Origin of the sequence: Bacillus sp. A260 (assembly GCF_009861435.1) — a bacterium.
GTDB lineage: Bacteria > Bacillota > Bacilli > Bacillales > Bacillaceae_G > Bacillus_A > Bacillus_A cereus.
In genome coordinates, this window is the sequence record NZ_CP046398.1 from 4458453 (window position 1) to 4470747 (window position 12295).

Sequence of the window (12295 nt, forward strand, 5' to 3'; positions counted from 1 at the left end):
CTCCTCAAATTATTCTTGCTGATATCAATTTCTCCAAGTGGTCTGACCACGAACACTACTACTATAATAATCGAAGTGTAGGGAAATTGTCCATTATATTTTCACAACTACATTTTCTTCCCCGACAATTTCACGAAGTGCTCCTAAACATTCTTCACTTGGATGAATCGATAAACTCCGAGATAATTGTACCATTTTATGTTCCTTTTCATAATAAATTAGTACTTTCGCAAAACCTGAATAGTCGAACAATATTTTCGTAACCTGATTTAAAAGCTTTTTCTCATACTGAGACGGCAATTTCACGTAAACAGATGCGTCTTTCTTTTCTTCATAAACATCCATTTCCTCTAGCGGATATAGTCCATTTACAATCCATTGCAGCTTATGATTTCTTAGCTCAATCGTACCGTCAACTAAAACAATTGCTCCTTCTTGCAACTTATCCGAGAAATGTATATACGTTTCCGGGAAGAGGACCGCTTCCATTTCATCATTTTGATCACAGAATGTAATAAATGCCATCTTTTGAAACTTTTTCGTACGAATCACTCTCACACTTGTTATATACACAATAGCTCTTTGTACTTTTTTCTTGTGTCGCATCGCCTGAGCGAGAGATGGAATTTCTAATTCTTTTGCTAACTTCACATATTGCGCTGTCGGATAACTTGATAAATAAAAGCCAAGCGCTTCCTTCTCTTTATTTAGTTGTTCAATAAAAGATAACTCTTCTCCTTGTACATATTTTGATTTTGGAACAGCATCTCCTAAATCACGTGCGAGATTCGCGTACTCTAACGCCCCTTTAATACTTTTCCATAAATTCGTTCTCGAAACACCAAAATCGTCAAAACATCCCGACCAGACGAAAGCTTCTAAATTACGCTCCGTTACGAACTTTGACGGCATACGAAGACAAAATTCAAATAAATCTTCGAACATTTTTTCCTCTCGTTCTTCTAATAATGCCGTCACTGTAGCCATTCCAATATTTCGGATCGAAAGTAAACTGTAACGTATCGCATTCCCTTCTATTTGGAAGTTGTAGCCACTCCTCTGAAGAGACGGTGGCAAAACGTGAAAACCTTTCCGCTTCGTTTCTCGTATATACTGTACAATCTTATCTTCATTTCCAATTGCGCTTGATAATAATGCCGTCATAAATTCCAGCGTATAATTCGCTTTCAAATAGGCAAGCTGATATCCGATCATACTGTAAGCTACAGCGTGACTTCGGTTAAAACCGTAATTCGCAAATCTTACAATTAAATCATAAATTTTCTCTGCGGATGTCTCATCATAACCATTTCGCAAACATCCTTGGACGAAATGCTTACGTTCCTGATCTAAAATATCACGATTTTTTTTACTCACCGCACGGCGCAGTAAATCTGCTTCTCCGAGCGAAAAACCAGCTAACTTCGATGCAATTTGCATAATTTGTTCTTGGTATACAATGACGCCGTATGTTCTTTCTAAAATTGGCTTTAAATCCGGATGTAAATATTCAATTTTTCTTTTTCCATGTTTCGATTCAATAAAAGTCGGTATCTGTTCCATCGGTCCTGGTCTGTATAACGAGTTAACAGCTACGATATCTTCAAACTCATTCGGTTTTAACCCGCGAAGTACATTTCGCATACCACCCGACTCAAGCTGGAATACACCTGTTGTATCCCCTCTCCCTAATAATTGGAACGTCTTTTCATCTTGAAGAGGTAAGTTTCTTATATCGATTTCTTTCCCTGTTTTGTTCGCGATAAATTTTATAATATTTTCAAGTAACGTTAAATTACGTAATCCTAAAAAGTCCATCTTAAGCAAACCAAGTTCTTCTAGCGCATCGGCTGGATATTGCGTAACATAAACATCGTTATGTCCTTCTTGAATTGCTACACTTCCTGTTAGCGGTTCTTGACTCATAATAACACCAGCCGCATGAATAGACGTATGACGTGGTAAACCTTCTACACGTTTTGCGATTTCAAATACACGCTCATGCAGAAGATTCCCTTGTATAAACTCACGAAGTGATTGTGATTCTTCATATGCATCTTTTAACGTTATACCAAGCTTTGATGGAATAAGTTTTGAAAATATATCAATATCTCGCGGCGGAAGCCCCATTACGCGGGCAATGTCTCTAATTGCCGCTTTTGCTGCAAGCGTACCAAACGTTACAATTTGCGCAACACGGAGCTGACCGTATTTATCTTTCACATAGCGAATCATCTCATCACGTCTTACGTCTGGAAAATCAATATCAATATCGGGAAGCGTCACACGTTCAGGATTTAAAAACCTTTCAAATAATAGATCGTATTCAATTGGATCAATATCTGTAATTTCTAATACGTATGAAACGAGTGAACCAGCTGCCGATCCACGACCTGGTCCTGTTAGAATATGATTTTCATGTGCATACTTCATAAAATCCCATACGATGAGGAAATAATCACTAAATCCCATACGAGAAATAACATTTAATTCATGATCCAAACGCTTTATATGCACTTCTTTCGGTTCACCATATCGTTTCCGCAAACCTTCTTCACAAACACGACGCAAGTATATATCACTCGTTTCATTAGACGGAACAGGAAACTTCGGAAGTTGATTTACATGGAACGGTATTTCTACTTGGCAACGCTCTGCAATTTTTATTGTATTTTGGATTGCTTCCGGCGCATGGGAAAATAGTGCTTCCATTTCATCCGATGACTTTAAATAATACTGATCTGTTTTCAGCCTCGGCCTATCTGGATCAGTCATTTTCGTTCCACTTTCAACAGATAGTAAACATTCGTGAACAAGCGCGTCACTTTGATTGATATAGCGCACATCGTTTGTTGCAACGACTGGAATATTAACCCTACTAATAAATTCAGGTAGTTTCTCTTGTAAAAGCAACTCATCTTGAATCGCATGATGCTGCAAACTCATATAAAAATGGCCAAACATATTTTGATACGTGCGAGCTACTTCTTCAGCCTGACTCTCATTGTCTTCTAGTAATAATTGCTCAATTTCGCCATCTTTACCTGGTGAAATTGCAATTAATCCTTTCGCATAATGCGCAAGCCACTTCTTAGGAATACCTTCTTTGGACTTTGTCATAATACTGCTAGAAATCTTTAATAAATTTTGGTAGCCTATTTCATTCTCAGCAAGTAATACAAGCGGATAAGACCTTTCTTCTTCTTCACTAAAAATAGAAGCGGTTAATCCAATAACGGGCTGTATACCATGTTTCTTACATGCTTTATAAAACGGAATAACGCCATACATAACATTTTCATCCGTAATAGCCAGCGATGAAAAACCGAGTTCTTTCGCCCTGACTACAAGCTCATCAATTTTACAAGCACTTTTTAATAAACTAAAAACGGTTTGACATTGTAAATGCACAAACTTCACTGTTGTACCCTCTCTTTACCTATTTGACTACTTTTATTATAGGTGATGAGGAAAGCGGAAATCAAAACATACTTCTTATACTTTGTCCATATATATGAAGAAGAAAGGGGAATGACGATGGATGTAAGAGAACATACTTTTTTCTCTCTGCTTATTATTAGTTATTTTATTGCCTTTGGGGTTATACTTGGCGGTTCATTAATTGGTGGATTTGGTGCGTTTCTTATCGGAAAACCAGCTCTAACTTACATTAATCAATTCGCCCAAAACTTAAGAATTTGGGCACTCGTTGCAGCAATCGGCGGAACATTCGATACCTTTTATAGCTTTGAAAGAAGTTTCTTTGGCGGAGATATGAAAGATATCGTAAAGCAAATTCTCCTTATTTTTTTCGCAACTGGTGGTATGCAAACAGGTCTCATTATTATTAAATGGCTAACGCAGGAACATGTATGAGAGTACCAAGTGCCAATACAGCAAAAAGATGGTACTTAGTATTAGCTGGGGCTGCTGTTGGAGGCGTGTTGAGCTGGTTTATTTTTTTGTACATATACGGTGTTTTTCAAGAAGAACAAGCTAGTAAAATAGCAGAACAAAGAGAAATTATAGAAAAACAAGAAGCAAAGCTCCACGTCCTTCTCGAAGATCAAGAAAAATTGAACACTGAAAATAAACGGCTCTTAACCATTCAAGAGATTAAAATAAAACTTATCAATCGAGAAAAATACGATTTAGACAATCTCACACTCGAAAATATGACTACATCTATCCATAATGACCTCCAACATCTTTTAACGAAAAACATTCAAAGTATCGCAAAAAATAAAGACCTACTTAAAAAGGTAATCGAAAATAAAACGTACAAACATTACGATCGGCTATACCGTTTTAAAGTCGATACAATATCTTTTGATACAGTGCTTGAAATTAGCATTACTATAGAGAAAGAAAAATAAAGAAGGAGGGCTTTAGCGCCGCTCCTTCTTTTCGTTCTAACATATAGTCTCTTATTTACAAATCTCACGTAAATCAGCAAAAAGACGATCCGCTTCTTCCCAAGAAGATGCCTTCGCACCAGAAGCCATCGGATGCCCCCCGCCGTTATATTGCATTGCTAATTTGTTTATAACTGGTCCTTTTGAACGAAGACGAACACGAATTACGTCGTCTTCCTCTAAAAATAGAACCCACGCCTTTAATCCATCAATATTGCCAAGCGCTCCAACAACACCAGATGCTTCAGAAGGAAGTACATCAAACTCTTCTAATACTTCTTTCGTTAATTTAATGTAAGCTGCTCCTTCTTCTACCATCGTAAAGTTTTGTAAAATATAACCGTTTAAACGAGCAATTTTTTCTTTTGTCTTATACATCTCATTGTATAAATCTGTGAATTTCACACCCATGTCAACAAGCTCACTTACGTAACGAAGTGTTTTTGCTGTCGTATTCGGGAATAAGAAACGACCTGTATCTCCAACAATTCCTGCTAAAATAAGGCGGGCTGCTTCTTTTGTTATTTTTAATCCTTTATCTTTTCCATAGTTATAAAACTCATAAATCATTTCACTTGTAGAACTCGCTGTCGTATCTACCCACGTAATATCTCCATACGGATCTTCATTTGGATGATGATCAATTTTAATTAACATCTTCCCTTTTGTATAGCGTTGATCGTCAACACGTTCTTGATTCGCAGTATCACAAACAATAACAAGCGCATTTTCGTATACACTATCTTCAATATCATCCATTACTCGTAAGTATGCTAGTGACGGCTCATTATACCCAACCGTATAAATATTTTTCTCTGGAAACGATTCTTGTAGAATTGTACCAAGACCACCCTGTGAACCTAACGCATCTGGATCCGGACGCACGTGGCGATGAATAATAATTGTATCAAACTCTTTAATTGCTCCTAAAATTTGCTCATGCATATGTATAATCTCCTTTTTAATCAACTTCTTCACTTTATCCTCCATTATAACGGAAAGTATTTCATACATGCGAACAATTGCTTTATAATAAAAGTTAGAAAGTTTAGATATTTCTTTTTCTTTTCTATTATTTTTCACAAAGCGATGGGAGTGTTCATTATGCCAGTATTAGTCTTCTGTATTATCGTCTCATTTATGTTGTACCTCTTTTACAAAACAAAGTACTTTCGTACAAACCGCCCAATGGAGAAAGGTTGGCTCTCAGGAAAATCCGCAATGGCACTCGGTTCATTCGTTTTATTTTTCGGGATAAACCAATTCTTTTTAGAACTTTCAACCGCTCGTATTATCGTTGGTGTTTTATTCGTTCTATTTGGTAGTGCAAGTGTATTTAACGGGTTTCGCCAATACAAACATTTCTTGCCATTAGCAGTTAAAGAAGCTGAAGTCTATGAAGCAACGTAAAAAAGCATCAATATTGTGATGCTTTTTTACGTCCCTTAACTTTCAAAATCATATACGCAACAAACGCAGATGGTATATTAAATGGGTTCCCTTGTACGTGAAAATGTAATTGTTCTTCTCCAAAAGACATTTTTTCATATAGCTCTCGCTGAGATAATCCTGTCTTTTCCTTTTTTTCATGTAAACCTTGTAAATATAAATATTGAATCGGTATCATTACAAGAAAGTAAAATAGTGCGATACTACAAAAAAAGAGTACGGCTGACGACATAATGCATACCACCTCTCGCGATTCCATTTTCTTACAATATAATCATAACACAATATACAACTGAATTGAATTATTATTCCGTCTTTTCTCACATTACTTTTCCACTCCATCCCATACATATTTCACTAAAACTCCCATCTAAAATCATGCCTTTCAAATTTAAAACAACAAAAAAAGATGGAACAAATCAAAACGATTTGTTCCATCTTTTTATTTATCGATTAACTGAACCATAAGTAATGCTTTTCCAACAACATTACCTTCATGATGCACCTCTACATCGACCTTACCAAATTTACGTCCAATTTCTAATACTTTCGGATGAACAGATACAACATTATCAATTTGAACCGGCTTTACGAAATAAATCGTTAAGTTTTCAACAATTAAATCACTTTTCTTTTGCGCACGAATGACGCGATTTGTCGCTTCTGTCACAATTGTTGCAAATACACCGTACGATAACGTCCCGATTGAGTTCGTCATTTGCGGCGTCACCGAAAATTGATATAGATGCTCATTCTTCGCTTCTTTTGGTGTCATAAATTGATTCGTTACAATATCATCAATGGTTTCTCCAACTTGTGGCTGACGTTGAATCATTTGCAGTGCCTGAAGTACATCTTGACGGCTAATAATACCTTGCAGTTTGTTTCCTTCCTCAACGACAGGAAGTAATTCAATTCCTTCCCACACCATCATACGTGCCGCAGCTGCGACAGACATTTTACCGTTCACTGTAATTGGGTGTTTTGTCATTACTTTATCAATTGGTGTTTCTTTCGCTACTCCGATCATATCTTTTGAAGTTACGATTCCTAGTACTTTGTTACTTTCATCGACAATTGGATATCTTCCGTGCATTGTCTCTTCGTTATATGCATGCCATTGCTGTACTGTATCACTCGGCTTTAAATATAACGTTTCTTCAATTGGCGTTAAAATATCTTCAACGAGTACAATTTCTTTCTTAATAAGTTGGTCATAAATTGCACGATTAATTAACGTTGCGACCGTAAATGTATCGTAGCTACTTGAAATGATCGGCAGCTTTAATTCGTCTGCTAATTTCTTCACATGATCTTCCGTATCAAATCCGCCCGTAATTAATACAGCGGCTCCAGTTTCTAGCGCTAATTCATGTGCATTGGTACGGTTACCAATAATGAGTAAATTCCCAGCTTCTGTATAGCGCATCATCGCTTCTAATTTCATAGCTCCGATTACGAATTTATTTAATGTTTTATGTAGTCCTTCTCTGCCTCCAAGTACTTGACCGTCGACAATGTTAACGACTTCTGCATATGTCAGTTTTTCGATATTCTCTTTCTTCTTTTGTTCAATTCGAATTGTTCCGACACGTTCAATTGTACTAACATATCCTTTATTTTCTGCATCTTTAATTGCACGGTAAGCGGTCCCTTCACTTACACTCAAATCTTTCGCAATTTGTCTTACAGAAATTTTATGGCCTACTGGCAGGCTATTAATATGTTCTAAAATTTGGTTATGCTTGGTAGCCAAATGGTTTCACCATACTTTCTTTTCCCTAAATTCTTCATGTGTTGTACTTTTAGTATACTATATTTTCAAAACTGTTACACTCTCTCTTTGCATACCTGTACTATTTTTTTTATAACAAAATGACGCTTACATTCCACCAGTCATTCTATTACAACAATGTAATGCTATTGTCATCTCATTCGATAGTTCGCCCACTTAATTGCCTATACAATTAAGACAAGAAATAAAACAAAGGAGCGAACACATGATGAAAAAACTTTTAGAGGTTGTAGGTGCTGTATTTTTAGCTTTCGTAGATGGGAAAAAAGTTGCAATGGAATTGAATGAAACACCTAAACAACCACGTACCAAAAGAGAAGAATCACCAAAACAAATACAAGCATTAAAAGCTGTCCTACACACGTAAAAAACCCTTCACTTTTCTTTTCAAATGAAGGGTTTCTTTTCTATAGTGTAATACTTTCTCCAGCTTCTAATACTTTCCCTGTACAATTTTGTAGCTTTTCTACAAATTGATATGGATCTTGTTCAATAACTGGGAACGTATTGTAATGCATCGGTACAACAGTTTTCGCATTAATCCATTTTGCCGCTAGTACAGCATCTTCTGGCCCCATTGTGAAATTATCACCAATTGGTAAAAATGCTAGATCAACTTTATTTAATTCCCCAATTAACTTCATATCAGAGAATAGTGCAGTATCTCCTGCGTGGTATACAGTTTTCTCTTCTGCTGTAAATAAAATACCTGCTGGCATACCTGTATATGTAATCGTCTTATTTTCTTCATCAATATAACTAGAGCCGTGGAATGCTTGTGTAAACTTCACTTTTCCGAAGTCAAATTCATGTGAACCACCAATATGCATCGGGTGTGTATTTACACCTTGCCAACTTAAAAATGTTGCTAGTTCAAATGGCGCTACAACAACTGCATTATTTTTCTTCGCAAGTTCTACTGTATCTCCAACATGATCACCGTGTCCATGCGATAAAAGAATTGCATCCACTTTTACATCTTCAGTTTTTAAATCTGTTTTCGGATTACCTGTTAAAAACGGGTCAATTAAAATAACTTTTCCATTCGCCTCAATTTTCACAACTGAATGTCCATGATAAGATACTTTCATTATTACATTCCTCCCCTGTTCACATTCTCACTTTGTATTCTACATGATTTTTCAATTCCCTGTCTTTTCTAACATCTATTTACTTGTCATAACGCTTTCTTCCGAGTTAAAGTTATATTTGTAATTAAATATCTCGGGGGTGCCAATCGATGAATGCTAGATTAGAAAATTTAATGCAATGGCTAAAAGAAAAAAACGTAGAAGCTGCGTTCTTAACTTCTACACCAAACGTCTTCTACATGACAAACTTCCACTGTGACCCACACGAAAGATTACTTGGTATGTTTGTATTCCAAGAAAAAGAACCTATTTTAATTTGCCCTAAAATGGAAGAAGGTCAAGCACGTAACGCTGGCTGGGCACATGAAATTATCGGATTTACTGATACTGACAGACCATGGGATATGATTGCAAAAGCAATTAAAGACCGCGGCATCAATGCAAATGCAGTTGCAATTGAAAAAGAACATTTAAACGTAGAGCGCTACGAAGAATTAACGAAATTATTCCCAAATGCAGCTTTCAAATCAGCTGAGGAGAAAGTTCGCGAACTTCGTTTAATTAAAGATGAAAAAGAACTTTCTATTTTACGCGAAGCAGCTAAAATGGCGGACTATGCTGTTGAAGTTGGTGTAAATGCAATTAAAGAAGATCGTAGTGAACTAGAAGTATTAGCAATTATTGAACACGAATTAAAAACAAAAGGCATACATAAAATGTCATTTGATACGATGGTATTAGCAGGTGCGAACTCAGCTCTTCCACACGGTATTCCTGGCGCAAACAAAATGAAACGCGGTGATTTCGTACTATTTGATTTAGGCGTAATCATTGACGGTTATTGCTCTGATATTACACGTACAGTGGCATTCGGCGAGATTTCTGAAGAACAAACTCGTATTTACAACACTGTACTTGCTGGACAACTACAAGCAGTTGAAGCATGTAAACCAGGTGTTACACTTGGCGCAATCGACAACGCTGCTCGTTCTGTTATCGCAGATGCAGGTTACGGAGACTTCTTCCCACACCGACTTGGTCATGGACTTGGAATTAGCGTACACGAATATCCAGATGTAAAAGCTGGTAACGAGTCTCCATTAAAAGAAGGTATGGTCTTCACAATCGAACCTGGTATTTACGTACCAAACGTAGGTGGCGTTCGTATTGAAGATGATATTTACATCACAAAAGACGGATCAGAAATTTTAACGAAATTCCCGAAAGAGTTACAATTTGTAAAATAATAGAAAAAGGCAGCGGGAGTGCTGCCTTTTTCTATTTCCCTATTATTTCAAATTTCTCTACAATCATTTTTGCTGGATAACTTTCAAGTATTTGAGAAAACCATACTTTTATTTTATCCCCTGTTTTTAACTGTTTATATGCGTCTTTGTCCTTAAAGCTCAAGACTATATGTGCTGGATGCTCTTTATTCATTTGTTGTTCTATATAATGTTGCAACTCTACTTTTGTTTCAACCGTTTTATCATCGGCAAAAAACATCGTGTCATTTCTTAATATGATATACCCTTCTTTAGGTACTTCTTTTACCGTTACTTGTTTTGTATCACACGCTGATAATACGACTAGAAATACACTTAAAAACATAACAATTTTCATATGCCTATTCATTTTTAACTCCTTACTCTAGGCTATTTCAAATTTAACACCATCTTCTCCTCATACTTATCATCCCATTTAATCACAACTTCTATAGGTTCATCTTTAGAGATAGGCGCGCAACTTACACAAGAAGACTTCATTTCAACCTTTGCTCCTCTATGAACTTCTGACGTTTGTGTCATTGTACTAAAGGCTCCATTAATAGCAATCTCTAAGTTTTTAAATTTTGTCTTTCCATCCCCGCCCTTATATTGAAACGTAAACATTCCATCTTCACTGTCATCCTTAATATGCCCTTTATATTGTCCAGTCCAACTTTTGCTCTCGCTAGAAAAAGTAAAATACCAAATCGAGCAGCTTCCTAAAAAGAAAATACTAATGAAAAAGAATAACGCTCTCTTCATCATGCCCCTCCATTCAAATGCACTTATTTATTGTCTATTTCTTCCTTCTATTATACTATTAAAATACAGAATTTTCTAAAATAGAGGTTTATATGTTACAACAACAGTTAGAAGAAATTCGTAATAATAATTACATACTGGATAACACACTTAACATTGATTCTTTAAGTTCCAATATGCTTGAGCAAATTGGCGATACTGATAGCTATTTAAGGGACAAACTCATCTACTCTACTTTTTTTCATCTCATCAAGAAGGAATATCTTTCACACACACAATTACAGAAACTATTATTAGAAAGCATCGGTGAAAAATATTTATTGTATAAGATTCATTCAGATGATGAAGATGCGGTATTTACCCGAGCATTTACAACATTATTAATTGCCCTCATTATTGATGCTGATACAAATCATAATTTCTTATCACAGACTGATATTTCAAATGTAAAAGATCAACTAATTCTATATATGAACAACGAACATGATTTCCGGGGATATGTGCAAAAACACGGCTGGGCACATAGTATCGCTCATGCTTCTGATACATTTGAGGCGCTTGTGAATAGTCCTAAACTGGAAACTTTATATTACCAAGAAATATTACAAACTTTATTAAACAAAGTTTGTGTTCATTCCATCTATTACAAATATGAAGAAGATGAACGTATCGTTTATCCGATTGTCGCAATGCTACAAAATGGCTTAAAGGAAGAAGCACTCATATTAGCCCTTCGTGATTTAGTAGCTCAATTACCCGTTCAAAAACAAACATTACATATTGAATCATACGAGTTTCTATACGGAAATATAAAATCTTTCTTACGCAGCTTATTTTTCAGACTGCGCAAGCTTTCTATATGTGAAGAAACAGAATGCGAAATTGAAAAATTGCTACAAGAACTTCCAAAATATTATTAAAAAAAGAAGGCCACTCAAAAAGTGCCTTCTTCTATTTCACTAATATTTAATTGAAATTTCACGATCCAAACTGAGAAAAGGTGGACAAGAAGCGCAAACGCCATACATGCTCCGCTTAAAAAAGTTAGTATAGGATGCGAATACACGTGCCCCAATCCATAGGATACCGCCACGAAAAACATTGTTATGTAAATATAAATTGCTCCATGTATTTGCCTCATATAAACCTCCTTTTCCCATATTATAACATAAATTTTCTGATTATTCACATTAATCGCTTGTAATCAATATTTCTCAACTGTTACACCTCTTACAGCAGCCTTAATATACGGTGACCCTTGTAAACTTTGTAAATCCTCTGTTTTTCCTGTTACGACTATACCGTATATTGGTAAGTCTTTTGGTTTGGTGTTTTTTATTTCTTTATAGTTTGTCCTAAAAGATTCTTAATATCCCTTTTATTTTCACTTAAAGATATCCAAATACAGCTTTTCTACATTTTTATCATAATAAAAAGCACATCTATTTTGATGCGCCCTTCACATATATTTTATTAACATATAAATCACTTTTTTGAAACAAAAACTCTCACTCA

At 35.8% G+C, this 12295-nt stretch carries 14 protein-coding genes and 1 pseudogene; 6 read left to right on the forward strand and 9 right to left on the reverse strand.

Annotation, left to right across the window (positions count from 1 at the left end; genetic code table 11):
- Positions 1 to 93: 93 nt before the first annotated feature.
- The gene (gene dnaE / locus GD442_RS22590; protein ID WP_000673727.1) at positions 94 to 3420 is read right to left on the reverse strand and encodes a DNA polymerase III subunit alpha; all 3327 of its coding nucleotides are present in this window, start codon (positions 3418 to 3420) and stop codon (positions 94 to 96) included.
- 42 nt (positions 3421 to 3462) lie between these two features.
- On the opposite strand from dnaE, the gene GD442_RS22595 reads away from it, so the two are divergent.
- A complete protein-coding gene (locus tag GD442_RS22595) occupies positions 3463 to 3876 on the forward strand; it encodes a YtrH family sporulation protein (protein ID WP_002005839.1) in 414 nt (137 codons plus the stop codon).
- A complete protein-coding gene (gene ytrI / locus GD442_RS22600) occupies positions 3873 to 4376 on the forward strand; it encodes a sporulation membrane protein YtrI (protein ID WP_001265736.1) in 504 nt (167 codons plus the stop codon). Before GD442_RS22595 ends, ytrI begins: the two co-directional genes overlap by 4 nt.
- Before the next feature lie 51 nt (positions 4377 to 4427).
- Here the strand turns inward: ytrI and GD442_RS22605 are convergent, their stop codons facing one another.
- The gene (locus GD442_RS22605; protein WP_000545136.1) at positions 4428 to 5360 is read right to left on the reverse strand and encodes a DHH family phosphoesterase; all 933 of its coding nucleotides are present in this window, start codon (positions 5358 to 5360) and stop codon (positions 4428 to 4430) included.
- 159 nt (positions 5361 to 5519) lie between these two features.
- Here GD442_RS22605 and GD442_RS22610 point away from each other — a divergent pair, with 159 nt between their 5' ends.
- Positions 5520 to 5825: a YtpI family protein gene (locus GD442_RS22610; RefSeq protein WP_001144776.1), complete on the forward strand. Its 306-nt coding sequence runs from the start codon at positions 5520 to 5522 to the stop codon at positions 5823 to 5825.
- A gap of 7 nt (positions 5826 to 5832) precedes the next feature.
- On the opposite strand, the gene GD442_RS22615 is transcribed toward GD442_RS22610, so the two are convergent.
- The gene (locus tag GD442_RS22615) at positions 5833 to 6096 is read right to left on the reverse strand and encodes a DUF3949 domain-containing protein (protein WP_137396698.1); all 264 of its coding nucleotides are present in this window, start codon (positions 6094 to 6096) and stop codon (positions 5833 to 5835) included.
- A gap of 210 nt (positions 6097 to 6306) precedes the next feature.
- Positions 6307 to 7620 carry a CBS domain-containing protein gene (locus GD442_RS22620; RefSeq protein ID WP_000201572.1) on the reverse strand — a complete coding sequence of 438 codons (1314 nt, stop codon included), beginning with the start codon at positions 7618 to 7620 and terminating at the stop codon, positions 6307 to 6309.
- Positions 7621 to 7864: 244 nt separating this feature from the next.
- Between GD442_RS22620 and GD442_RS27895 the strand changes: the two genes are divergently transcribed.
- A complete protein-coding gene (locus GD442_RS27895) occupies positions 7865 to 8026 on the forward strand; it encodes a hypothetical protein (protein ID WP_086402147.1) in 162 nt (53 codons plus the stop codon).
- 40 nt (positions 8027 to 8066) lie between these two features.
- Here the strand turns inward: GD442_RS27895 and GD442_RS22625 are convergent, their stop codons facing one another.
- A complete protein-coding gene (locus GD442_RS22625) occupies positions 8067 to 8750 on the reverse strand; it encodes a metal-dependent hydrolase (protein WP_000868927.1) in 684 nt (227 codons plus the stop codon).
- A 149-nt stretch (positions 8751 to 8899) separates the two neighbouring features.
- Between GD442_RS22625 and pepQ the strand changes: the two genes are divergently transcribed.
- A complete protein-coding gene (pepQ, locus tag GD442_RS22630; protein ID WP_086402148.1) occupies positions 8900 to 9997 on the forward strand; it encodes a Xaa-Pro dipeptidase in 1098 nt (365 codons plus the stop codon).
- 31 nt (positions 9998 to 10028) lie between these two features.
- Here pepQ and GD442_RS22635 read toward each other — a convergent pair whose 3' ends face one another.
- The gene (locus tag GD442_RS22635) at positions 10029 to 10385 is read right to left on the reverse strand and encodes a DUF3221 domain-containing protein (protein ID WP_086402149.1); all 357 of its coding nucleotides are present in this window, start codon (positions 10383 to 10385) and stop codon (positions 10029 to 10031) included.
- A gap of 20 nt (positions 10386 to 10405) precedes the next feature.
- Entirely contained in the window at positions 10406 to 10780 is a 375-nt protein-coding gene (locus GD442_RS22640; protein WP_140348569.1) for a hypothetical protein, read from the reverse strand.
- A 92-nt stretch (positions 10781 to 10872) separates the two neighbouring features.
- On the opposite strand from GD442_RS22640, the gene GD442_RS22645 reads away from it, so the two are divergent.
- On the forward strand, positions 10873 to 11700 hold the full coding sequence (locus GD442_RS22645; RefSeq protein WP_086402150.1) for a DUF2785 domain-containing protein: 828 nt from the start codon (positions 10873 to 10875) through the stop codon (positions 11698 to 11700).
- A 14-nt stretch (positions 11701 to 11714) separates the two neighbouring features.
- Here GD442_RS22645 and GD442_RS22650 read toward each other — a convergent pair whose 3' ends face one another.
- Both GD442_RS22650 and GD442_RS22655 read right to left on the reverse strand, forming a co-directional pair.
- Positions 11715 to 11921 carry a hypothetical protein gene (locus GD442_RS22650; RefSeq protein ID WP_001248908.1) on the reverse strand — a complete coding sequence of 69 codons (207 nt, stop codon included), beginning with the start codon at positions 11919 to 11921 and terminating at the stop codon, positions 11715 to 11717.
- Between the two features lie 63 nt (positions 11922 to 11984).
- Positions 11985 to 12175: pseudogene (locus GD442_RS22655) on the reverse strand (anti sigma factor C-terminal domain-containing protein); the annotation flags it as partial.
- Positions 12176 to 12295 lie beyond the last annotated feature (120 nt).